Below are 23,950 nucleotides of genomic sequence, written 5' to 3'. Positions count from 1 at the left end.
GGTAACGAGATAGTCATTCGAAGGATGCTTGTCAGCGGGCAGTATGGCAATAAGCTATAGGCAGCGCGAAATCCGTCCTGTATGCGATTGAGTTGCCGTTACAAAGCGATGGCCGCGGCTGAAGTTTGAGGAGAGCGATATGGGCATGATGAACACCAGCGAAACCCTCGACGAAAAGGCGATTATCGCTGCGGCCGAAAAGGCGCTGTCGGATATTGCGGCCATAAGGGCGGAAGTTTCCAAGGTTATCTTCGGTCAGGAGAAAGTGGTACAGAACACGCTTCTCGCCATTCTCTCCGGCGGTCATACACTGCTTGTGGGCGTGCCGGGGTTGGCCAAGACAAAGCTGGTCACCACGCTCGGCACGGTCCTCGGCCTTGATGCAAACCGTATTCAATTTACGCCGGATCTGATGCCATCGGATATTCTCGGCTCCGAAGTGATGGACCAGGACGAAAGCGGTCGCCGCTCGTTCCGCTTCATCAAGGGACCGATTTTCGGCCAACTGCTCATGGCTGATGAAATCAACCGTGCCAGCCCTCGCACACAGTCTGCGCTGCTGCAGGCCATGCAGGAATATCACATTACCGTCGCGGGCCAGCGCTTCGATCTTCCCAAGCCGTTTCACGTCCTCGCCACCCAGAATCCGCTGGAGCAAGAGGGCACCTATCCGCTGCCGGAAGCCCAACTCGACCGCTTCCTGCTTCAGGTCGATGTCGATTATCCTGATCTGGCCGCAGAACGTCAGATCCTGCTCGATACAACTGGCACGGCATCAGGCGAAGCCCGCCGCGTCATCGAGGCGGATCGACTAGTCGAGATCCAAACGCTCATTCGCCAGATGCCGGTCAGCGACAAGGTCGTTGACGCCATCCTTGCATTGGTGCGCTCGGCACGCCCCGGCCACGGCAACGCTTTGACGGATAAGAATGTGGCATGGGGCCCCGGCCCGCGCGCTGGTCAGTCGCTGATGCTGACTGCACGTGCGCGCGCGCTTTACGAAGGCCGCCTCGCACCGTCACTGGACGATATCTATGCACTGGCAGAGCCCGTTCTGGAACACCGCATGGCGCTGACTTTTGCGGCACGGGCAGAAGGCATGTCGGTACGCGATGTGATCGCCGGCCTCGTGGAACAGGCGAAAAACTGACCATCCGGTCACATAAGGAGTGCACGTGGCATCCATCGGCCAGATCGTAGAGCAGACGCACGGCAGTGACGTGCTTGCCCGTGCCCGACAACGCGCGGCCTTGGTTCCCGATTGCATGGTGGAGGCCAAGCGCATCGCCAATACCGTGACCGCCGGATGGCATGGCCGTCGCAAACGCGGCATCGGCGAAAACTTCTGGCAGTTCCGTCCCTATGCGGATGGCGAAAGCCTGTCTCGTATCGACTGGCGGCGCTCCGCCCGCGACGACCATACCTATGTCCGCGATCGGGAATGGGAAGCAGCGCACACCATCTGGCTCTGGGCTGATCTCTCGCCATCGATGATGTTCAAATCGACGCTTGGTTCCGTTTCCAAGGAAAGCCGTGCGCTTGTGCTGATGCTGGCGCTGGCGGAAATCCTGGCCCGGTCCGGCGAGCGTATCGGTTGCCCCGGCATTATGGAGCCAGTGTCGGCACGCAATGCCGCCGAGCGCCTTGCAACCGCCATCATGCACGCGCCTGCGACCACCGGCGTGCCCGACACTGCGATGATCCGTGGCTCCAGCGATCTTGTGGTGATCGGTGACTTTCTGGACGATGCGACAACCATCATGGAGCGCCTCTCGCCACTGGCCCGGCGCGGCATGCGAGGCCATGTGGTAGAAATTGCCGACCCTGCCGAAGAGGTCTTTCCATACAGTGGTCGCACCGAATTTTCCGACCCCGAAACCGGCGAGAAGCTGACATCCGGCCGCGCCGAAACCATTCGCGACGACTACACCCGCGCCTATCTCGCACGACGTGACGCGTTGTCGTCCTCACTTCGTCGTCTGGGCTGGAATTTCGTGTTCCACCGCACCGACCATCTCGCATCCGAAGCACTCGTAGCCATGCACATGTATCTGTCCGGCGCGCCGTCTACCGGCAAAAACGGAGGAAGGACATGAGCGCCCTGCCCTTCGTTTTTACCAGTCCCTTTATTCTCGTCGGCCTTCTGGCGCTCCCTGCCATCTGGTGGCTGTTGCGGTTGACACCGCCACGCCCGCAGGCGGAAGTCTTTCCGCCGCTGCGCATTCTCGCAACGGTGTTGAAGCGCGAGGAAACGCCCTCCAAAAGTCCTTGGTGGCTAACGCTTTTGCGCATGCTGCTTGCCGCTGCGGTTATTCTCGCGCTGGCCGACCCTGTCGTCAATCCACGGAACAACACACTGGCAGGCGACGGCCCGCTGGTGTTGATCGTGGACAATGGCTGGGCGGCGGCACCGGATTGGGACCGCCGCGTGCGGACCGCGCAGGCCCTGATCGGGGATGCAGAGCGAGCCGAACGCCCCGTCTCCATAACCTTCACAGCAGACCGGGACCATGATGCAGAACCGGGCACAACGGCTATCGCACTGGAAAAACTGGCTGCCGCCAAACCGCAACCCCTGGTGCCGGACCGCGTTCGCGCCGCCCAGGCCGTCAGCGAAGCCATGAATGGCGCAGCCGCAGGGACTTTGGCCTATATCACCGATGGCGTTGCAACCCCCGGCGACCAGACGGCGCTGAGCAGCCTTGCCGCCATGCAAGCCTCAGAATTTCGTGTGGTCGAGGGCGATGGCCAGGCCATAACTGCCATCACAGGCGCGGACAATGGCGCCGAAACCATGACCGTTTCTCTCTCCCGTCTCGATACAAGAAGTCCTGCCAGCCTCACGATCAACGCACAGGATAGTCAAGGCCGCATCCTCGCCAGCAACAGTGCAACCTTCGCCCCCGGTGCGGCGGAAACCACCGCTGTTTTGAGCGCGCCCTTTGAACTGCGAAACGACTTTGCCCGCCTCTCCGTTGACCGGCTGGCGACCGCAGGCTCGGTACATCTATTGGATGACGGGTTCCGACGTCGCCGTGTGGCGCTGCTGGCCGGCGAAACTGGCAACGATTTTCAGCCACTGCTCCAGCCGTTGTTTTATATCAGCCGTGCGCTTCAGCCCTATGTTGATCTGGTGCCGCAGCGACAGGCCGACCTCGCCGTTGCGATTCCTGAGCTTCTTCAATCCAATCCGTCTGTCATCGTCATGGCCGATATTGGTCGCCTTCCGCAGGAAACCTACGCGCCCATCCAGCGGTGGCTGTCGCGCGGCGGCACACTCATCCGTTTTGCAGGACCGCGCCTTGCCGCCGCCCCTGCCGATGACCCGCTGGTACCCGTGACATTGCGTCAGGGCGAACGCGCGCTCGGCGGTGCCCTGTCATGGGCAGAGCCTCAACCGCTCGCTGATTTCCCGAGTTTCGGCCCCTTTGCCGGCATGCCCAGAGCAGATGGCATCCAAATCAAGCGACAGGTTTTGGCCGAGCCGACACCCGATCTTGCTGAACGCACATGGGCAAGCCTTGCCGATGGCACACCACTGGTCACCACCCGCAATGTCGACGCAGGTCGCATTGTCCTGTTCCACGTCAGCGCAGAAGCCAGTTGGTCGGATTTGCCGATCTCCGGTCACTTCGTAGAAATGTTGCGCCGGATCGTTCAGCTTTCGCAAGTCGGTGGCTCGTCAGCATCTGCCAGTGCACCGGCCGCAGCTTTGTCGCCCTACCGCCTGCTGACGGCGACAGGTTCGCTGTCGCCAGACATCGGCGCCGCCCGCCCGCTGGAGACAAAACCCGGCCAACCACCGCGCGCCAGCTTCGACAATCCACCCGGTCTTTACGGCACGGAATCCGGTTTCGTCGCGCTTAACCTGTTGCCTCCGAATGCGACGCTCCGCCCGATCGACACTGCGCTGGCGGGGACGGCTATCACAAGGGAAGGTCTCGTTGGCGAGGCCGCGAGATCGCTCCGTCCTGCCCTGTTCATTGCGGCCCTTTTGATGCTCTTTGCCGATACGCTCATCATTCTCTTCATGAATGGCGTGTTTTCGCGCCTGCCACAGGGCCGTTCATTCGCTGCGGGGATACTACTCGCCTTTGCGGCAGGCCTGACGGTCGTCTCACCCCATACAGCCCGTGCTGACGATCCCAAGCCAGGTGACGAAGCTATTTTCGAGCGTCTGGATACGACACATCTTGCCTATGTCCGCACCGGTGAGGACGATGTCGACCGCGTCTCTGAGCAGGGGTTGCAGGGGCTGACCGAATTCCTGACATGGCGCACCACGCTGGAGCCAGGCCAGCCGGTGGGGCTGGATATCTCCAAGGACGAGCTATCCTTCTACCCGATCATCTACTGGCCGATCTCGGCAACTGCGCCGATGCCGTCGACTGCTGCCATCTCCCGTATTGACGCTTACATGCGCGCAGGCGGGACAGTGCTGTTCGATACACGCGACCAGTTCTCGTCTGCCGACAACATGGGCGGCACCAGCGCCAGTGGTCAACGTCTTCAGGAAATCCTCGCCAATGTCGATATTCCACCACTCGAACCCGTGCCGAAGGATCATGTCCTCACGCGCTCCTTTTATCTGCTGAACAATTTTCCCGGCCGCTATGCGGGCAGTCCGCTTTGGGTGGAATCTCGACAGGATGCCGCAAAGACGACCTCCGGCATTTCATCGTCCGGCGATGGCGTATCGCCCATCATCATCACCGGAAATGATTTAGCAGGCGCATGGGCAATCGATGCCAATGGAGCACCGGTGCTGCCAACCGTGCCACCCGATGAGGTGCAGCGCGAGCATGCCTTCCGCACCGGCGTCAACATCATGATGTATATGCTGACTGGAAACTACAAAGCCGATCAGGTGCATGTGCCCGACATCCTCCAGCGGTTGGGGCAATAGCATGACACTGACCTTCGCTCCCTTCCTGCCGTGGATCGCGATTGGCATTCTCGCTGCCGCCGCTTTCGTGCTTGCCATCATCGGTCTTTGGCGCGGTGTGCGCGGCGCATGGTTGCGCGGTTTGGCACTGGCTGCCCTCTTGCTGGCGATCTGCAATCCGCTTCTGACGAATGAGGAACGCGATCCGCTTTCCACCATTGTTCCTGTGATCATCGACCGCTCGCAGAGCCAGGATGTACAGCAACGCCCGGCGCAGACCGATCAGGCATTGGCGACATTGAAGGAGCGCCTCGCCCGCTTCCCACGCATCGAACCACGGATCGTGGACGTCGAGAACGACGCAAACAGCGATGCCCCGGCCACCAATCTGTTCTCATCGCTGGCAGCAGCCGTGTCGGACGTTTCGCCATCACGTGTCGGCGGGGCCATCTTTCTCAGCGATGGTCAGATCCACGACATTCCGAACGTCACGACCAATATCGAGCAGACACTGGGCTTCAAGGCCCCCATACACGGCCTGATCACCGGTCGTGCGGATGAGTTCGACCGGCGCATCGAAGTGGTCCGCGCACCGCGCTTCGGCATTGTCAACGAGCAACAGGAATTGACACTACGCGTCTTCGATGATGGCCGCTCTCAGGGCGGTCAGGCGGAAGTCACCGTGAAGATAAACGGCGAGGAGATCGCAAAGCTCGACGCCACGCCCGGCCAGCCGCTTCCCTTCAGCTTCAAGGTTCCACGCGGCGGCAACAACGTCATGGAATTTTCCGTGGCAGAACTCTCAGGTGAAGTCACCGCCAGCAACAATCGCGCTGTCCACGTCATCGAAGGCATTCGTCAAAACCTGCGTGTCCTCCTCGTGTCCGGCGAACCCCACGCCGGGGAGCGTGCATGGCGCAATCTGCTGAAATCCGACACGTCCGTGGATCTTGTGCATTTTACCATTCTACGCCCGCCCGAAAAGCAGGATGGTACACCGATCAACGAGCTGTCACTGATCGCTTTCCCGACGCGTGAGTTGTTCGTGGACAAGATCGAGGACTTCGATCTCATTATCTTTGATCGTTACCAGCATCGCGGCGTGCTGCCGATCCTGTATTACGATTACATCGCCCAATATGTTGAAAAAGGTGGCGCGCTGCTGATTGCCGCAGGTCCCGAGCATGCGGGGCAGGACTCGATTGCCATGACGCCGCTCGCATCCGTTCTGCCTGCACAGCCGACGGGCGAGATGCATCAGGCAGCCTTTTATCCGCGACTGTCGGAAGCGGGCAAGAAGCACCCGGTCACGCGCGGCCTTGAAGGCTCAGGCGAAGAGCCACCGCGTTGGGGCCGTTGGTTCCGAACTGTCGGTGTTGAGCAACCGCAGGGCCAGACCGTGATGCTGGGCGACGGACAGGACCCGCTTCTTGTTCTGAACCGTCAGGGCGAAGGTCGTGTCGCAATGCTGCTCTCCGATCAGGGCTGGCTCTGGGCGCGTGGCTTTGAAGGGGGTGGTCCGCATGCGGGCCTCTACCGACGCATCGCCCATTGGCTGATGAAGGAGCCCGAGCTTGAAGAGGAGGCACTGACAGCCCGGGCCAATGGTCGTACACTGGACATCACGCGACAGACCATTGGCGACAACCCCGGTGATGCGATCGTCAAGTTTCCGACTGGTAGAACCGAAACGATGGCGTTCACGCAAACGGAGCCGGGTCTTTACAAAATCGAACGCCGCATGGACGAGACCGGCCTCTACGAAATCACCAATGGCGATTTCACCACCCTGGTGCATGTCGGTGCGGTCGATGCACCCGAATTCAAGGCCATGATCTCCACCACGGAACCATTGAAGCCTGTCGTCGACGCGACCAAGGGGAGCATTCATCGTGTCGTCAATGACGACGGCCGCGTCGTTCTGCCCGACATCCTACCTGTACGCGGCGATGTGCGGGTGGCGGATAATGACCGGATGCTGATTCGTCTGACGGATGAGACAGTCCTGAAGGGTGTCAACACGCTGCCGCTCTTTGCCGGGTTCGCAGGTCTGGCCGCACTGCTCATGGCGTTTTCGGCGCTCTGGTGGCGTGAAGGCCGATAATGGAACCCATTATCACCATCAGCACCGCTACGGAAAAGGATAGCGAAGCAGCGATATTTGCGGCACTGAAAGCCTACAACCTTGATCGTTTCGGCCCCAGCGACTGGCAGGAACTCACCATCTCATTGAGGGACGAAGACGGCAAAGTCACCGGCGGCCTTTGTGGCCACACCGCCCGAGGCTGGCTCTACACCAGTCTGCTGTTCATACCGGAAGACATCCGCAGCCAAGGTCTTGGTACCAGACTGCTCGCGATGGCCGAGGACGAAGCCCGCAAACGCGGCTGCAAAGGCGCCTATATCGATACGATGAGCCCGGATGCGCTGGCCGTGTATCAAAAATGCGGTTATGAAATCTTTGGCCAGATCGAGGATTTCAGTGACACTGTTTCGCTGAGTTATTTGAAGAAATCATTTTTCTGATCACGCTCAAACTTGCCTGTCCAAGGCTCACGACGCAGAATAAAAGCTGCCGCAAGTGACGGCTGCTTCTTATGCATTCACTCGACGTTAGGACAAAGCCATCAGCCCGTTGCAAGAAGAAGCGCGGGAAAAACCGGATCCATGACGGTCGTTTCTTGGCAATTCCGCCACGCGATCTTGCCTTTTAGCCGCTGATGCGCATCGGCAGCCAACGGCACGACAAGGACCCGGTTCAGATCCACCGGACCGGGGAAATCCAGCGCGCCATAAGCCACCTTCTCGAAACCGAGCGGCATGTAGTATGGCGGATCGCCTATGAGGATGACGCCTTCCGAGCCCTTGCGCTTGGCGGCGGCAATCGCGATCCTGACAAGCTCGCGCCCGATGCCGAGGTTCTTGTGAGAAGGCCGCACGGCGAGAGGCCCGAGCATGTGCCCTTTGACGCCGCCCGCCAGAACTGGTGTCATGCGAACAGACGCAATCGTCTCTCCGTCATCGGCGCAGATATAGGAAATGGAACGGTCGTGTGGTCCTTGCTCACGGATCCGCGCCGCAGCGCGTGTATGCCGGCCAGGGCCAAAAGCTTCAGCGTTGATAAGTTCGATGATGGCGTCATGAGACGCGTCTTCGGTGAGGTAGACCAGTTCGTGCTTGGACATGAAGGGACCGGAACGTTGAAATACGGACATGACGATGTGACGGCTGCGCCGGTTAAGGCGTTTGGAGCGTCAGCGTCGTCGGAGCATCCGTGTTGCGGTCATAAATCAGAATTCCCTCAGATTTGTGATCAAGGCGGATATCAGGAATATTTCCGTCCGTCCAGAACAAATCCTTCATACATGTCATTGACGCCTTGATTGCACAATACGAAACGCACTGTTCACTGCCTTTTGGGGTTCGCCTGGGAGGGTCCATGTCCTACAGTGCGATTTAACAGTTAAAGGAGTGATGCGGATGGGTATGTTGGTGGAAGGTGTCTGGAAAGACGTCTGGTATGACACGAAGGAAACCAAGGGCCACTTCAAACGCAGCGCCTCGCAATTCCGCAACTGGGTAACCTCAGATGGTGAGCCTGGCCCTTCCGGCAAGGGCGGTTTCAAGGCTGAGAAAGACCGCTATCATCTGTATGTATCCCTCGCCTGCCCCTGGGCGCACCGCACGCTGATCTTCCGCAAATTGAAAAAGCTCGAGGACCTTATTTCCATCTCTGTAGTCGATCCGCTGATGCTGGAAAACGGCTGGGAATTCAAGGCGGATGACGCACGCACCCCCGGCGCGACGGAAGACCATCTTTTCGGCTTTTCCGCGATGTGGCAGGTCTACACGAAAGCGGACCCACATTATTCCGGCCGTGTCACGGTGCCGGTGCTCTGGGACAAGCAAAAAGACACGATCGTCTCGAATGAATCGGCTGATATCATCCGCATGTTCAACAGCGCCTTCGACGCTCTGACAGGATCCCAGGCCGAATACTATCCCGAACCACTTCGCGCCGAGATCGATATGTTGAATGAACGCATCTATGACACCGTCAACAACGGCGTCTACAAGGCAGGCTTTGCGACCACCCAAGAAGCTTACGAGGAAAGCGCAACCAAGATCTTTGAAACGCTGGACGTTTTAGAAGATCAACTGAACAACAAACGCTTCCTGCTGAGCGCGCAACAGACGGAGGCTGACTGGCGGCTGTTCACAACACTGGTGCGGTTCGATCCGGTCTATGTCGGTCATTTCAAATGCAACATCCGCCGCATCCATGACTACCCCAACCTGACAGGCTATCTACGCGATCTCTACCAGACACCCGGCGTGCCCGAGACGGTTGATATCCGACACATCAAAGACCATTATTACCGCAGCCACAAAACCATCAACCCCACCGGTATTGTGCCCATAGGCCCGGAGCTTGATCTGGACAGAGCGCATGACCGACAACGGCTGGGGTAAGCTACCACCAATGATCCGGTGCACCGTTTCCCGTCAGTTCCGCGAGGCGCCTGCGGGTGGCGGGCGTCGTACCCGCTGGTAACGCATCCAGCGGAAAAAATCCGCTTTCGCTGATTTCGCGGTCTGGCACCTTTGCGGCGGTCTGGGCCACCTCAAGGCGATAAAACAGCACATGGTCGCGGTTGCTTGTGCGATTGTTGAAATAGACGTGGACAAGTTGCGGCGTGGATGTCGCGACGAGGTTGCCCTCCTCGCGGATTTCCTTGTGCAATGCCTGGAGCGAGGTCTCGCCGCGCTCGACGCCGCCGCCGGGTAGATGCCAGCCTGGAATGTACGTGTGCCGCACCAGAAACAGTCGGCCCTGCGCATCAAAACAGGCACCACGAACGCCAAGCGTCATTCCCCGACTTAAAAAGAAGTACGTGTGCAACAGGCGTTTGGCGATATTTCGAAGAAACTGCCGGAACCCTTCGCGCCGCCCAAGGTTTTCGTTCACGTTTCAACTCTCCGTCAACTGGTAGAGGATAAACCAGATACTGCTTCACACGTCGACGTTCAGCGCTCATCCCTTTGAAATATCGAGATTTCGCATTGTACGCGCCAACATGGATAGATTATGTCTGAACGCATGTTCAAACTCGCTCATATTTCCGACATCCATCTCGGACCGCTGCCCAAACTCACTTTCCGTGAACTTGCGTCAAAGCGTATCCTTGGCTTTGTGAACTGGCGTCTCAACCGCCGCAAGCACCTTTTCAGCGATACGCTGGAAAAGGTCGTGGACGATATGGAAAGCAAAGCGCCTGATCACATCGCAATCACCGGCGATATGGTCAACTTGGCGACCGGCATCGAAATCCGCGCAGCAGCCGATTGGCTCGAGGAAATCGGCGACCCGCTGAAGGTGTCCGTGGTGCCAGGCAATCATGATGCCTACGTCCCAGGCGCACATGACAAGGCCATGGCCGCTTGGTACCCGTTCGTTCGCGGTGATGGCGATGCAGAACATTGGGATGAAGATCGAAAGATATTCCCTTACATGCGTGTGCGTGGCCCCGTCGCCATGATCGGCTGTTCGACATCGATCGCCACCCCGCCCTTTTCGGCTACGGGATATTTCGGCCGCAGACAGGCTCGCGCGACGGCGGAGTTGTTGCGCCAGGCGGGCGAGCAAGGCCTGTTCCGGGTGGTGATGATCCACCACCCACCCATCCGCGGCGCGGCATCCACCCACAAACGGATGATCGGCATTCGACGCTTTGCCGCAGCCATAGGCACAGGCGGTGCAGAACTCGTGCTTCACGGCCACACGCATCTCAACACCGTCTACTGGCTGACCACGCATCGGGGACGCGAGCACACACCGGTGGTCGGCATCGCATCCACAAGCCAGGGCCCCGGTGGCAAGAAGCCCCGGTCGGCGTATAATTTGTTTCACATCGATGGCGGCCCCGGCACATGGAACGTAACGTGCGAACGCTTTGGCCTTAATGAAAGAGGCACCGGGGTGGAGCTTGAGGATGTGCGTGTTTTCTACACCAACGGTCGCCCTCTCGGCTTCAGCAACCCCGTGGAGCAAGGTGACGAGGAATAGGACGGGCGGATTTTTTTTCAAAACCAACGGATCTGGTTCAACGCCGTCATGCTCAAGATGCATCTGAGCATGACGGTTCACTTCCGGAGTGCTTTCGCTCTCGGTTCTAACGCTTTGCAGCCCGCTCATTCAACACGCGGTTGGCAGCAGAAACAATAGCCTCGAGCGAAGCAGCAACAATGTTGGTGTTGACGCCCGCACCGAAGAGCTTTCCGCCGGGATGCTCCATCTCGACATAGGCAATGGCCGACGCGTTGGAGCCGTGTTGCAGCGAATGTTCGGAATAATCGTTCACCGACAGGTCGATGCCGAGGTAGGTGGAGAGCGCGTTGATAAAGCCATCGATGGGGCCCGTGCCCTTGCCTTCGATACGTTTGATCTCACCATTGTCGGTAATCTCGGCGGCAACCACGCGCACGCCCTTATAGTCCCCCGCCGGATAGGTGTGGTGATCCACGAACTTGATGCGGGCATTCGGCTGCGTGACATATTGCTCGATGAAACGCTCATATATGCGCTTGGCGGGCAACTCTACGCCCTCCTCATCGGTGATGCGCTGAATTTCCTCACGGAACTCCATCTGCAGATTGCGCGGCAGGTTGATGCCGTAATCCTGTTGCAAAATATAGGCGATGCCGCCCTTGCCGGACTGCGAGTTGATGCGGATGATTGCCTCATAGGAACGGCCAACGTCCTTAGGATCGATCGGCAGGTAAGGCACTTCCCACACCGGATGGTTGGCAACCTTGATCGCCTTCATGCCCTTGTTGATCGCATCCTGGTGCGAGCCGGAAAACGCCGTATAGACCAGCTCTCCCACATAAGGGTGGCGCTCCGGGATCGTCATCTCGTTGGAATATTCGTAGACCGATTTGATATGCTCGATATCGCGGCAATTGAGTTCGGGATCGACGCCCTGCGTGTACATATTCAGTGCCAGCGTAACCACGTCCACGTTGCCGGTGCGCTCGCCGTTGCCGAACAGCGTGCCTTCAACGCGGTCTGCACCTGCCATCAGGCCCAGTTCCGTAGCGGCGATGCCCGTACCACGGTCATTGTGCGGGTGCAGCGAAATGATGACATTTTCGCGGTTATCGATGTTGCGGCACATCCATTCGATTTGGTCGGCATAAATGTTTGGTGTCGCCATTTCCACAGTGGATGGCAGGTTCAGGATCAGCTTGTTCTCGGCCGTCGGCTTCACCACTTCAACGACAGCGTTGCAGATCTCCAAAGCCACCTCCAGCTCCGTTCCGGTAAAGCTTTCCGGCGAGTACTCGAAGCGATAACCGCCACCGGCCTTGGCCGCCATATCGGTGATCATCTTGGCGGCATCGACGGCAATCTGCTTGATACCCTGGACATCCTTGGCAAACACCACGCGGCGCTGCAACTCCGACGTGGAATTGTAGAAATGGATGATGGGGTTCTTGGCACCTTCCAGCGATTCAAACGTGCGGGTGATCAATTCCGGGCGGCACTGAACCAGCACCTGCAACGAAACATCTTCCGGCACACCGCCCTGTTCCACACACCAGCGGGCAAAATCGAAATCCGTTTGCGAAGCGGAGGGGAAACCGATTTCGATTTCCTTGAAGCCCATCTCCAGAAGCAGCTTGAACATGCGCGCCTTGCGGTCATGCCCCATGGGGTTGACCAGCGACTGGTTACCATCGCGCAAGTCCACCGAACACCAGATCGGTGCCTTGTCGATGGTCTTGGAGGGCCATGTGCGGTCCTTGATGTCGATGACCGGGTACGGGCGATACTTCACATTCGCGTCCGGCATGCCCTTGGAAATCCGAGAGGTCTTGGCGTCCATAATCTTGCTCCTTCCACGCATCGCGGGCTGAAAAGCCTCGGCTTCGATGCGCGCCCAAACGGGCCTTAAATCCAGTATGAAATGAGATTTCGAGTTGAGGAGCATTCGTGCCAGCGGACTTTCGGCCGCCGGGCGCTCCTCACTGGACCCGGCAACCGCGTGTAAGGTCGAGGCTAAGAAGCGAGAGTACACCGCATACGGAAGGCTTCACAGAAATCTGCGCGCTCATGCCGAAAATGGTTGCGATGCCGTTGGTCATACGAATCTTATAGGGGGCGGAATATTCAGTTGCAAGCGCATCTTTATTTTTTCGCGCGTTTCACGAAACGGGTCAGAGCCATCATCAACCCACCGCCCAGCAATCCCCAGAAGGCGCCGGAAATGCCGCCGAAGGACAAGCCCGATGCGGTGATGAGGAAGGTGATCGCGGCGGCTTCGCGGGTTTCAGGCTCCTTGAAGGCGGCAACGGCGGAGCCGGAGAAGGCCCCGACAAGGGCAAGCCCGGCAACCGCCTGAATGAGGATGGGCGGGGCCAATGCCACGAACGCGGTGACGACGCCCGCTAGAAGACCCAGAATGACGTAACCGACGCCACCGATCAGGGAGGCCCAATAGCGCCGTTTCGGATCGGCATGGGCGTCCTCACCCGCGCACATGGCCGCCGTTATGGCTGCAAGGTTGACGGCATGCCCACCAAACGGCGCTGACAGTAGCGAGAAAAAACCCGTAACGGCGAAGAGTTGCCCCGGCTTGGGGTCGTAATGATTAACCTTCAAGACCGCGATGCCCGGAATATTCTGGGAGGCCATGGTGACGATAAACAGCGGCAACGCAATCGACACCAACGCCTGAAGGTTGAACACCGGCATGACGAATTCCATCGGCGGCGTCAAAGATTGGACCACATTGTCGAGAGCGCCAGACGGTATCTCGACACCAAAAATCATCACCAGCACGAAAGCAACCAGTGCTGCCGGAACCGCCCAGAGCCGCTTGAACGCGCCAACCACGATCCATGCCAGAATGATCGGCAGACCAAGGGCTGCGTTGAAGCCGATGGCTTTGACGGGTGCAAAACACAGGCCGATGATGACGCCAGAGAGCATGGCATTGGCCAAGGGTGCGGGAATGGATGCGACCGCCTTGCCCAGTGGGCGAAAGAGGCCTGCAACGATGATTAGGGCAGCGCAAAGGATAAACGCCCCGACAGCGGCTGGAAATCCGCCTCCGATCACGCCTGTCGTCGCCAGAAGTGCTGCCCCCGGTGTGGACCATGCGATACTCACTGGCAGGCGGGTTATGGAGGACAGCACAATGGCGCAAATGCCCATCGACACCGAAAGCGCCATCAAACCGGACGCCGCCTCGAAGTCCGTCGCGCCGACGCCTTTCAGCCCCTGAAGGACAACGGCGAAGGAACTGGCGAAGCCAACGAAAGCGGTCAGGCACCCCATAAAAAGGGCTTGAACGGAAAAGTCTTTCAGCATGACGGAACTCTGGAGATTGATTATCAAAACGATCCCTACCCCAGATCAAAAAACAACCGCGCTGGCAAGGCGATGCCGCGCCGTTCGGTTACGCATCCAGGAACACGAAGGCAGGACCGTTCTATCTGATGCTGAGGACCACAGGTTTGACCGTACCATGTTGTTCTGACCATCAAGCGCATGTTAGGACGCCTGCAAACGAGACGATGAGAACCACCGATGCTTCCTTGGATAGAACTCGACCGCGCGGCCATTCCCGGTGATGGCACCGAACTGCGCCTTAAACAGCGCGGCCAGGAATTTTCCATCATGCTCGGGTCAAACGAACTGATGAACAGCCGTCTCAGCGGATCCGAAGAGGCTTTGGCGACATTGTCCTGCGAGCGCATTGCGGGTCGTCCCAACCAGAGTATCCTGATTGGCGGGCTGGGCATGGGCTTTACCCTGCGTGCAGCGCTGGGTGTGTTGCCACTCGATGCGCGCGTCACCGTGGCCGAACTGGTACCAGCCGTTGTCGAATGGGGGCGTGGGCCGATGGCGGATCTGCACAAGGGCACGTTGGATGATGCCCGCGTCGATATCCATGTCGGTGATGTCGGCGTGCTCATCCGCTCGAAAAAAGCTGCCTATGACGCCATTCTGCTGGATGTGGACAACGGTCCCGATGGCCTGTCGCGCCCCTCCAACGACAGCCTCTATGATAGCGAGGGTCTCCAGTCCGCCAGGGCCGCCTTGAGACCGAAAGGCTTGCTGGCAGTGTGGTCGTCAGGGCCGGACGCTGCGTTTACGCGCCGCCTGCGTCAGGCGGGTTTCGCGACAGATGCGATGAGTGTTCGCGCCAATGGCAAGCGCGGCGGTGCGCGTCATACGCTCTGGCTGGCCGGCAAAGCCTGACAGCTTTCAGCGTCGGGAGGTCGAGCGATCTCCCAATGCGTCCAGCGCATCAGCATTATCCCTGCCCCAGGCATAGAGCATTTCGACCGGTTCGACAAAACGGTTGCCAAGTGGGGTCAGGCGATATTCGACGGCGGGCGGTCTCGTCTCAAAGACATGGCGAGACACCAGCCCAGTGCGCTCCATTTCCTTCAACGTCTGCGTCAGCATTTTCTTGGATATGCCCGGCAGGCTTCTCTCCAGCACGCCTGTGCGCGCCGTACCCTCGTGAAGGGTGTGCAGCGTATGGAGAATCATGCTCGTCCATTTGGTAGAAAAGAGTTCCAGCACGCGTCTGGGCGCACAGTCCTCACGCCATTCTGCTTCGTGGCTTCCCGGCTTCATCGTGGTCACCTCTTGGTATCCATGTCCCCAACCAGTGCCGTCTACACGCAGCTACAAAGAAAGCCTAGTTATGTCTCAACAAAAAAGGAGAGAGATGATGGTGAAAAAGGCATTGGTTGTCGGTGCAAGCGGGATTGTCGGCAGCGCAACCGCAAATCTTTTGCTGAGCGAGGGCTGGACAGTCTACGGTCTTTCACGCCGCCCCACCGATCAGAACGGCGTTATTCCGGTTGCTGCCGATTTGCAGAACGCGGCCGATACGGCAAAGGCGCTCAACGATGTGCGGCCGGACGCCGTCTTCATCACCACATGGGCACGGCAGGACAGCGAAGCCGAAAACATTCGCGTCAATTCCGCCATGGTGCGCAATCTGCTGGATGGCTTGAGCCCAGGCAAATCAACGCGTCACGTGGCGCTGGTCACTGGCCTGAAGCACTATCTCGGACCATTCGAGGCCTATGGAAAAGGCACTCTGCCACAGACGCCGTTCCGCGAGGAACAGGGCCGTCTCGATGTGGAAAACTTCTACTATGCGCAGGAAGACGAAGTCTTTGCCGCAGCAGAGCGCGACGGCTTTTCGTGGAGTGTGCATCGTCCCCACACCGTGATCGGGCAAGCCGTGGGCAACGCAATGAATATGGGCACGACACTGGCGGTCTATGCAACCTTGTGCAAAGAAACCGGCCGCCCCTTCCGCTTCCCCGGCTCGGCTGCGCAATGGAACAGTCTGACGGACATGACGGATGCCAATCTTCTGGCCAAGCAATTGCTATGGGCGGCAGAAACGCCAGAAGCGAGGAACGAGGCATTCAACGTCGTCAACGGCGATGTTTTCCGCTGGAGCTGGATGTGGGGGCGTATCGCCGACTGGTTTGGCATTGAACCAGCGCCTTTCGATGGCACGGTCATGCCTCTTGAAGAGCAGATGAAAGATGATGCAAAGATCTGGAACGAGATTGCCCTGCGCGAAAATCTGGCCGAACCCGACCTCAGCCGCCTGGCATCACCATGGCACACGGATGCCGATCTCGGTCGTCCCATCGAGGTCGTGACCGATATAGGCAAGAGCCGCCGTTTGGGTTTCAAGGAATATCAACCGACAGACGATGCGTTTTTCGCTCTGTTCAAATCCTTGCGGGAAAGCCGTCTCATTCCTTGAGCTAAGGTCAATCCACATCGAACCCAACCGCATTGGCCTCGCCAATGCGGTTTTTTGTTTGACGCTGAGTCGACACCGCGACATAAACGCCCGGTAGAAAACTTTATTTATGGTTGCAAATAAGGTGTGGCCGCTGAACCAGTGGTGCCGGCGGACGAGCACTGAAGGGAACCGTCATGCGTATACTCTTCGTCAATCCACCCTACATCTCTCTCACCTCCCGTGGTGTTGGCCATCAGATCCCATTCGGCCTTCTTTGCGTCGCCGGACCTTTGATCGATGCCGGACATGAGTGCCGCCTGGTCGACGCGGAACGCCACCATATGACCGCAGATGAGATCGAAGAAGCCATAGTCGATTTCGCGCCGGATATGGTGATGACAGGGCACGCTGGCTCGACCCCTGCACATCCCGCCTGCATTCTCGTTCTCGATGCTGCCAAGCGCGCCTGTCCGCAAGCTTTGACGGTCTATGGCGGCGTCTACCCCACCTATCATGCGGCAGCCATCATGACGGGCGAACCGTCGGTGGACATCATCATCAAGGGTGAAGGCGAAGCGACCACCTTGGCGCTGGTGCAGGCACTCTCGGACGGCGTGTCACCCAGTACCGTTCCAGGCATTGTCTACCGGCAAGAAGGCGCTCATGTCGAAACCAGACCTGCCGCCACAATCAAGGACCTTAACGACTGGCGGATCGGTTGGGAGCTGATCGAAAACTGGGACCTCTATCAATGCTTTGGCATTGGTCGCGCAGCCATTGTCCAGTTTTCGCGTGGCTGTCCTCACCGCTGCAACTATTGCGGCCAATACCAGTTCTGGAGCCGCTGGCGGTATCGATCCCCCAAAGCGGTCGCCGCCGAAATCGCCTGGCTGCATCGCACCCACGGCATTTGCTTTGTAGACCTCGCCGATGAAAACCCGACATCCTCGAAACGGCTGTGGCGCGAATTCCTGGAGGCGCTGGTCGAAGAGAATGTTCCGGTGAGGCTGTTTGCAACGATCCGCGCGACCGACATCGTCCGCGATGCCGATCTCCTGCCGTTGATGAAGAAAGCGGGCATGATCTGTGTGCTGATGGGCATCGAGACCACGGATCCGACAACGCTTGCAGCCATCCGTAAGGGCTCAACCACAAGGGAAGACCAACAGGCGGTCGCGCTTCTGCGGCAACATGGCATTCTATCGATGCTCGGCCACATCGTCGGCTTCGAAGAAGAAAGGTTGGCTGATTACCTGCGTGCCTTGCGCCAGATCAGCCTCTACGACCCGGATTTACTGAATGCCATGTATCTGACGCCGCACAGCTGGTCCGACTGGACGGCGGAGAACGGCGAGCGCCGTGTCATCGAAACCGACCGCAGCAAGTGGGATTACCGGCACCAGTTGCTGTCGTCACGCCACCTGTCACCGGCCATGATCTTTGCGATGGTCAAATTGCTGGAGGTGGCCGTTCACTGTCGTCCGCGCGCGCTGTTGCGCATTCTGTTTCACCGCGATCGGGAGCTGCGCAGACATATGCGCTGGAGCTTCCGTTTCAGCTTCAGGGTATGGAGGGCGGAAATTGCAGAGTTCATTCGCCAGCCACCACCGAAGACGGGCCGGATGACGCTGGCCGAGTGGTTTGGCAAGGCGCAGGTCGCGCCCAAGCACGCTGAAGGTGCCAATGACACACATCGCGGGACCCTGGTTATCGAGACAACGGCAGCAGACATGAAGCAGGTAGGTGCATCGCAAAAATAAAAAACCCGCGCTGGCTCGAGACCGACGCGGGCTTGGAAATTCGACTGCTGAACTCTCAGAGTTCCGACTGGCTCTCAACGATACGACCAACCAGGCCGTATTCCTTGGCCTCTTCGCCACCCAGCCAGTAATCGCGATCGATATCCTTGGCGATCTTTTCTTCCGTCTGGCCGGTTGCCTTGGAGAAGATCGTGATCAGGCGCTTGTTCATCTTGATGATTTCGCGGGCCTGGATTTCGATATCGGATGCCATCCCACGCGTGCCGCCGGATGGTTGGTGAAGCAGGAAGCGGGTGTTTGGCAGGCAAAGACGACGCTCTTTAGGAACGCTCACATAGATCAGAGCGCCGGCAGACGCAACCCAGCCTGTGCCGATGATGTAGACCTTCGGCTTGATGAACTTGATCATGTCGTGAATGCTATCGCCGGATTCGACGTGACCGCCGGGCGAATTCACGTAAACGCGAATATCTTCGTCGCTAGCTGCGGCAAGAGCGACGAGCTGCGTGCAAACCTTCTGCGCTAATTCCTGCGTGATGCCGCCATAGATGAAGATCGAACGCGACTTGAAAAGATTCGCTTCCGTTTCCTTGCCGATCGGCAGTTCCTTGCTCTTGTCGTCTTCGTCTTCGTTCATGTGGCGGTCTCCAACGTATTTCATTACCTACCGGACATAGTGTGATTTGTTTCGTAAAACAATGAGCGAAAAAGACAAGGCGCCGAACTGCTTAATAAACAGGGCACCGTCAAATGACGCATGGACAGGCACTTTGTTACTGCGATATCGTTCGTTGTGGGGTTTTGTCCGGCGACCCAAGCGCCTCTTGCTCCATCTGTAAAATATTCGAGAGGGAACGATGTTCAAAAGACTTTCACTCACTGCCGCAACGCTTGGCCTTACTGCATTGCCGGCCTTTGCCCATCTCAATCCGGAAGAGCACGGATCCTTCATGGCCGGTCTTTCCCACCCGCTTTTTGGTGCCGATCATATTCTGGTCATGGTCGCCGTAGGCATCTGGGCATCGCAAATCGCCATATCGAAGGGTAAGGACGCAGCACTTCTCATTATCCCCGCTGCTTTCGTCGGCACCATGGCCATTGGCTTCCTGCTGGCGCTGGGTGGCATCCATCTGCCATTCGTCGAACCGGCTATTCTAGCCTCCGTCATTGCACTGGGCCTTTTGGTAGCCATGGCAACACGCGTCCCGATCAGCGTTGCAGCTGGGATTGTCGGCGTATTTGCCCTGTTCCATGGTCACGCACATGGTGGCGAATTGGGAAGCGCGGGCGCATTTCAATTCGGAGTCGGCTTCGTCATTGCAACAGCATTCCTTCACCTCGCAGGCGTTGCGCTGGGACTGGCCATTGCCAAACTCGGCGCGGTTGCCACCCGCGTCGTCGGCGGCATGACGGTTCTGGCGGGACTTTCGCTCGTTTTTGGCGGTTGAGCCCGAGAACTCCATCCTTACAAAAATGTAAGGATGGATCAGCTTTTAAAAGCCGAAATTGAACCCTAACTCCTTGGTGTGCGTTTCGCGACATGCCAAGGAGGCTACCAATGTCACCAGAAGAAACCCAACTGCTCAAATCCCTGTTCGACAGGGTCAAATCCGCGTCCTCCACTCCACGCGACACGGAAGCCGAAGCGCTGATCAATCAAGCCGTTCGGGACCAGCCCGCCTCCCCCTATTATCTTGCTCAAGCCGTCATCGTGCAGGAAAAGGGATTGGAGGCTGCGGCAGCGCATATTTGCGAGCTGGAAGACCGCATCCATCAGCTGGAAAGCGGCAACGCTGCACCGCAGCAGGCACAGCAGGGCGGTTTCCTCAGCTCGATTTTCGGTGGTAACCAGCAACAGGCAACGGCACCTCTCCCTAGCGCCTCTCCGAGCTATCGCAACGATACATCTGGACAGACACAGGGGCCATGGGGGCGAAACAAAAACGATGCCCCCCAGCCGACTGGACCCTGGAGCGGCCAACAGCCATCCGCATTCGGTCGCCCCAGCGGTGGCGGCGGCTTCCTCCAGGGTGCCCTGGGTGCCGCAGCCGGTGTGGCTGGCGGCATGCTGCTTGCCAATTCGCTGAGTGGTATTTTTTCCAACCATGTCGCATCGACAGGCTGGGGTTCCGCCGTGGGGGGAGCCGGAGCTGGCGCGGCTCCGGTCGAAGAAACCGTGATCAATAACTACTATGGCGATGACGACAAGCCACAGCAGGATGTGGCCAGCAATGAAGACGACACTGGCGCACAACAGGTGGATTACGACAACGGGAGCGACGATACGGACTTCGATTCAGGCGACGGCGGCTCGTTCGTGTAACGGCTGAAGGTTCGGGTCAGCCGCGACCGCGATAGGTCGCGACGCCCTGCTCCGGCAGCCAAACGCCGTCCGGTGGCGCACCCGTCTGCCAGAACACATCGATGGGAATGCCACCGCGTGGGTACCAATAGGCACCGATGCGGAGCCAATTCGGCTGCAAAAGATCGACCAGTCGCTTGGCTATATAGACCGAGCAGTCTTCATGGAAGGCACCGTGGTTTCGGAAAGCGTGCAGAAACAGCTTTAGCGATTTGGATTCAACGAGAAACTCACCCGGAATGTAATCGATGACGATATGGGCGAAATCCGGCTGTCCGGTCATCGGGCATAAAGACGTGAATTCCGGCGCGGTGAAGCGCACGACATAATCCGTTCCGGCATTGCCGTTCGGCACTTTTTCCAGAACGGCCTTTTCAGGACTTTCAGGGGAAGCGACTTGCGCACCCAGTTGCGACAGGCCGGATACATCCGTGACTGACATGGTTCAAACTCCTAGCTCTTGAAACTCTACCCGAACGCCATGCGCCTGTTCGCTCTCAGGCTCCACATGAATGGCCAGCACAGCACCTGGCACCGCTTCCTTTATGGCATCTTCCAGCCGGTCGCAAATATCATGTGCCGCGCCGACAGACATGGCAGATGGCACGACGACATGAAAATCGATGAAGGCAACCGCCCCTGCCCTGCGGGTTTTCAGATCGTGCACACCCAGCAGGCCAGCAGAATTCTCCGCAATCGCCCTCTTGATGACCTCATCTTCTTCCGGCTCCACCGCCCGGTCCATGAGACCGCCAAGTGAATGCATGATGACCTTGGAACCCTGAAACAGGATGTTGATGGCGACGACGAGGGCAAGAACCGGATCGAGAATGGCGTAACCCGTTGCAATCGCCAGTACGAGACCAATCAGGACACCGCCGGATGTGACGACATCCGACATGATATGGTGACCATCTGCCAGAAGCGCGGGTGAGGAATGTTTCTTGCCGACACGGATCAACACCGTAGCCCAGATACCGTTGAGAATGGCGGCAAAGGCATTGATGGCAAGGCCCAGCGCCGGGGCATCCGGCAAATGCGGGGCCATCAAGCCACCCCACGCCTCTTTCACGATCAGGAGGGCGGCTACGACGATCAGCACCCCCTCGACCACAGCCGACAGATATTCCGCCTTGTGGTGGCCGAACTGATGATCGTCATCGGCAGGCTTTTGCGCGTAGCGAATGACGAAATAGGCGATGAAGGCCGCAACGACATTGACCGTGGATTCGAGGCCATCAGACAGCAGCGCCACCGAACCGGTGACCCACCATGCCAGAAGCTTGAGGCACAGCACCGTAATGGAAAACGGGATGCCCCAAAACGCCAGTTTCCTGACGAGCGTGTTCCCCTGTTCGTTCATGACCTAACCCCGTGCGGATGCGAATGAATTGCAGAAATGGACCCCAAAACGCATGAACCGCGCGCACGGAGGTGTCCGTGCGCGCGGTTCATTTATGCGGCTTCTATGATTGAAAGTGACAGCTAGGTCAAGGGTTTGCGGCGGTCAATTTACCGCAGCGGCACACCAACACGGTCCACACTCTTGGATACGAGCACGACAATGGCAACGCCTTCGATATCTTTTGCAGCAACCATCCCGTCTTCGTTCAGTTGCTCGGGATACCGGCTGTCAACGGAATTGCCGCGATTGTCGCCAAGGACAAAGTAACGATCGTACGGAAGAGTGACTGGACCAAAGTCTTGAACGATTCCAGAGGTATTTCCATCCTGCAACGCGATCTCATAGGTCGCTCCCTCCGGCGTTGTTTCCCGGACGAGATTCAATGGACCCCACTCACTGTCAATCCCTTTGTTTTCACTTTTTTGTGTAAACTCCAACCCATTCACGAAGACCGCGCCATCGCGCATCTCTATTGTTTCTCCCGGAAGACCAATAAGCCTTGTCAGCGCAGACGTGACAGACGCCCCTCCAAACCGAGCCTTATGCACTATGAGATCGCCGCGTTTCAGCGGTTTGAAATCAACCGTCTGAATGCCTAGTGTTTCCTGCACGTAAACCGTTGGGTTCATTGACGACGATGGAACACGTACAGGCTTGATGCCGCAAAGATCCCGCCTCATTCGCGTTTCGTCACAATCACTTGGTAGTTGCTTTGCAAGACCCGCGATGGCTTGATCCGTCATTTTTTGTTTCAGAGCCTGATCAGAGGAAAACAGTCCTGCCTGTGCAAGCCATAACGGATAGATCGGAAGAAGAAGCGTCTTCGCTCCAGCCTCACGCTCATCAGCCCAAAGGGGCTGGATGCCGACAGCGAGCAACGTTGCCAACACTTGGAACTGCAATAGGATTTTACGCAAGCTCCTCATATCCCCGTTAAATTATTTCCGCTCACCGACATAAGACGATGAGAAAATTGACGCTACCAAATGCAATTTGTCAATTTCAAGAATGCGCGATGTTTCAGGGAGCTGGCGCAATGACTGAGAATGTTTCCGCGCCGTTGTGAAGCCGCAGCGACGTGGTGAGAAGCGGCGGCAGCGGCGTCCACCATCCGGTTTGCAGACCTGCGTATCGCAACGCCGCCGCCGTCCATGTGTTGCAGCCGAGCAAGGCATTGAAATATCCCTTCGCTTCGAAAAAGGCGTCGTCCCTGCCGTAAGATTGTCCGGGCAGCGGGATTGGCTTTTTCTGCGAATAGGTGAAGCTGCCGACGATGAAATCGATCAGCTTCCGATATTCATCAACCGAAAGATCAAGCGACGTGACACTTGCATCTGTCACAGGAATATCCCCTGCAAGTGCGACATGCATGACCGAATTGTCGAGTGTCAGACCTTTGAACAAAGGCAGCGGCTTCAGATCGGCCCATGTCGGCGTCTGCGTGTAGAAAGCTCGCCCACCCCAGCCGAAGACCAAGTATCGAACGCGGGGATCATCGATTTCCAGGTGTCCATCGCGCAGAAACCCGAACTGCGTCAGCAGTTCTGCGTCCAAAGGCAAGGCGATATCGGTGTGGATGGGATTGCTGAGGATCAGGACCCGGCGGGACGTGCCCTCCGCATTTGTCGAATGGTCGCCGATGATGGGCCGAGGCAACACGGTGCCGGCGACGATGCCAGTCAGGATCAGCGCCGTGGCGATGCAAAGATATTTGAAGACTTTCAACAGCATCATCCACGTGGT

The 23,950-nt window shown here is 58.1% G+C and carries 22 protein-coding genes; 12 read left to right on the top strand and 10 right to left on the bottom strand.

Annotated features, from left to right (window positions below; translation table 11 throughout):
- Positions 1-139 precede the first annotated feature (139 nt).
- From GGQ73_RS07440 to GGQ73_RS07420, 5 genes are read left to right on the top strand one after another with little or no spacing between them, the layout of a single operon-like run.
- Positions 140-1,150 carry an AAA family ATPase gene (locus tag GGQ73_RS07440; RefSeq protein ID WP_183895222.1) on the top strand — a complete coding sequence of 337 codons (1,011 nt, stop codon included), beginning with the start codon at positions 140-142 and terminating at the stop codon, positions 1,148-1,150.
- 25 nt (positions 1,151-1,175) lie between these two features.
- The gene (locus tag GGQ73_RS07435; RefSeq protein WP_174153656.1) at positions 1,176-2,096 is read left to right on the top strand and encodes a DUF58 domain-containing protein; all 921 of its coding nucleotides are present in this window, start codon (positions 1,176-1,178) and stop codon (positions 2,094-2,096) included.
- A complete protein-coding gene (locus GGQ73_RS07430) occupies positions 2,093-4,906 on the top strand; it encodes a DUF4159 domain-containing protein (RefSeq protein WP_183895220.1) in 2,814 nt (937 codons plus the stop codon). The genes GGQ73_RS07435 and GGQ73_RS07430 overlap by 4 nt, the downstream gene beginning before the upstream one ends.
- A 1-nt stretch (position 4,907) precedes the next feature.
- The gene (locus GGQ73_RS07425) at positions 4,908-6,989 is read left to right on the top strand and encodes a hypothetical protein (RefSeq protein WP_183895218.1); all 2,082 of its coding nucleotides are present in this window, start codon (positions 4,908-4,910) and stop codon (positions 6,987-6,989) included.
- A complete protein-coding gene (locus GGQ73_RS07420; RefSeq protein WP_183895216.1) occupies positions 6,989-7,411 on the top strand; it encodes a GNAT family N-acetyltransferase in 423 nt (140 codons plus the stop codon). Before GGQ73_RS07425 ends, GGQ73_RS07420 begins: the two co-directional genes overlap by 1 nt.
- A gap of 101 nt (positions 7,412-7,512) precedes the next feature.
- Here GGQ73_RS07420 and GGQ73_RS07415 read toward each other — a convergent pair whose 3' ends face one another.
- Positions 7,513-8,070, bottom strand: a complete 558-nt coding sequence (locus GGQ73_RS07415) for a GNAT family N-acetyltransferase (protein ID WP_183895213.1) — start codon at positions 8,068-8,070, stop codon at positions 7,513-7,515.
- 295 nt (positions 8,071-8,365) lie between these two features.
- Here GGQ73_RS07415 and GGQ73_RS07410 point away from each other — a divergent pair, with 295 nt between their 5' ends.
- The gene (locus tag GGQ73_RS07410; protein WP_183895210.1) at positions 8,366-9,358 is read left to right on the top strand and encodes a glutathione S-transferase family protein; all 993 of its coding nucleotides are present in this window, start codon (positions 8,366-8,368) and stop codon (positions 9,356-9,358) included.
- Between the two features lies 1 nt (position 9,359).
- Here GGQ73_RS07410 and GGQ73_RS07405 read toward each other — a convergent pair whose 3' ends face one another.
- Complete coding sequence (locus GGQ73_RS07405; RefSeq protein WP_183895670.1) at positions 9,360-9,758, bottom strand: NUDIX domain-containing protein; 399 nt, start codon at positions 9,756-9,758, stop codon at positions 9,360-9,362.
- Between the two features lie 228 nt (positions 9,759-9,986).
- Between GGQ73_RS07405 and GGQ73_RS07400 the strand changes: the two genes are divergently transcribed.
- On the top strand, positions 9,987-10,952 hold the full coding sequence (locus GGQ73_RS07400) for a metallophosphoesterase family protein (RefSeq protein ID WP_174154083.1): 966 nt from the start codon (positions 9,987-9,989) through the stop codon (positions 10,950-10,952).
- A gap of 106 nt (positions 10,953-11,058) precedes the next feature.
- Here the strand turns inward: GGQ73_RS07400 and leuA are convergent, their stop codons facing one another.
- Complete coding sequence (gene leuA, locus GGQ73_RS07395) at positions 11,059-12,774, bottom strand: 2-isopropylmalate synthase (protein ID WP_183895208.1); 1,716 nt, start codon at positions 12,772-12,774, stop codon at positions 11,059-11,061.
- Between the two features lie 302 nt (positions 12,775-13,076).
- Positions 13,077-14,282: a benzoate/H(+) symporter BenE family transporter gene (locus tag GGQ73_RS07390; protein WP_327786302.1), complete on the bottom strand. Its 1,206-nt coding sequence runs from the start codon at positions 14,280-14,282 to the stop codon at positions 13,077-13,079.
- A gap of 198 nt (positions 14,283-14,480) precedes the next feature.
- Between GGQ73_RS07390 and GGQ73_RS07385 the strand changes: the two genes are divergently transcribed.
- Positions 14,481-15,155: a spermidine synthase gene (locus GGQ73_RS07385; protein ID WP_183895204.1), complete on the top strand. Its 675-nt coding sequence runs from the start codon at positions 14,481-14,483 to the stop codon at positions 15,153-15,155.
- A 6-nt stretch (positions 15,156-15,161) separates the two neighbouring features.
- Here GGQ73_RS07385 and GGQ73_RS07380 read toward each other — a convergent pair whose 3' ends face one another.
- A complete protein-coding gene (locus GGQ73_RS07380) occupies positions 15,162-15,539 on the bottom strand; it encodes a winged helix-turn-helix transcriptional regulator (RefSeq protein ID WP_183895203.1) in 378 nt (125 codons plus the stop codon).
- Positions 15,540-15,636: 97 nt separating this feature from the next.
- On the opposite strand from GGQ73_RS07380, the gene GGQ73_RS07375 reads away from it, so the two are divergent.
- A complete protein-coding gene (locus GGQ73_RS07375) occupies positions 15,637-16,698 on the top strand; it encodes an SDR family oxidoreductase (RefSeq protein WP_183895201.1) in 1,062 nt (353 codons plus the stop codon).
- Between the two features lie 176 nt (positions 16,699-16,874).
- A complete protein-coding gene (locus GGQ73_RS07370) occupies positions 16,875-18,440 on the top strand; it encodes a B12-binding domain-containing radical SAM protein (protein WP_183895199.1) in 1,566 nt (521 codons plus the stop codon).
- 55 nt (positions 18,441-18,495) lie between these two features.
- Here GGQ73_RS07370 and GGQ73_RS07365 read toward each other — a convergent pair whose 3' ends face one another.
- Positions 18,496-19,077, bottom strand: coding sequence for an ATP-dependent Clp protease proteolytic subunit (locus GGQ73_RS07365; protein WP_174153668.1), 582 nt, complete (start codon positions 19,075-19,077; stop codon positions 18,496-18,498).
- Between the two features lie 220 nt (positions 19,078-19,297).
- Here GGQ73_RS07365 and GGQ73_RS07360 point away from each other — a divergent pair, with 220 nt between their 5' ends.
- Together GGQ73_RS07360 and GGQ73_RS07355 are read left to right on the top strand one after the other, a co-directional pair.
- Positions 19,298-19,888: a HupE/UreJ family protein gene (locus tag GGQ73_RS07360; protein WP_183895197.1), complete on the top strand. Its 591-nt coding sequence runs from the start codon at positions 19,298-19,300 to the stop codon at positions 19,886-19,888.
- Positions 19,889-19,998: 110 nt separating this feature from the next.
- Positions 19,999-20,763 (top strand): DUF2076 domain-containing protein, encoded by a 765-nt coding sequence (locus GGQ73_RS07355; protein WP_183895195.1) that lies wholly within the window; start codon positions 19,999-20,001, stop codon positions 20,761-20,763.
- Positions 20,764-20,779: 16 nt separating this feature from the next.
- On the opposite strand, the gene queF is transcribed toward GGQ73_RS07355, so the two are convergent.
- From queF to GGQ73_RS07335, 4 genes are all read right to left on the bottom strand, one after another.
- Entirely contained in the window at positions 20,780-21,244 is a 465-nt protein-coding gene (gene queF / locus GGQ73_RS07350; protein ID WP_174153671.1) for a preQ(1) synthase, read from the bottom strand.
- A gap of 3 nt (positions 21,245-21,247) precedes the next feature.
- Positions 21,248-22,165 carry a cation diffusion facilitator family transporter gene (locus GGQ73_RS07345; protein ID WP_183895193.1) on the bottom strand — a complete coding sequence of 306 codons (918 nt, stop codon included), beginning with the start codon at positions 22,163-22,165 and terminating at the stop codon, positions 21,248-21,250.
- Positions 22,166-22,314: 149 nt separating this feature from the next.
- On the bottom strand, positions 22,315-23,124 hold the full coding sequence (gene lepB, locus GGQ73_RS07340) for a signal peptidase I (protein WP_183895191.1): 810 nt from the start codon (positions 23,122-23,124) through the stop codon (positions 22,315-22,317).
- 103 nt (positions 23,125-23,227) lie between these two features.
- Entirely contained in the window at positions 23,228-23,938 is a 711-nt protein-coding gene (locus tag GGQ73_RS07335; RefSeq protein WP_183895668.1) for a TIGR02117 family protein, read from the bottom strand.
- Positions 23,939-23,950 lie beyond the last annotated feature (12 nt).

The organism is Rhizobium skierniewicense (genome assembly GCF_014196515.1).
In the GTDB taxonomy this organism is placed as follows: domain Bacteria; phylum Pseudomonadota; class Alphaproteobacteria; order Rhizobiales; family Rhizobiaceae; genus Agrobacterium; species Agrobacterium skierniewicense.
This window is presented reverse-complemented; position numbering and strand designations above follow the sequence as displayed.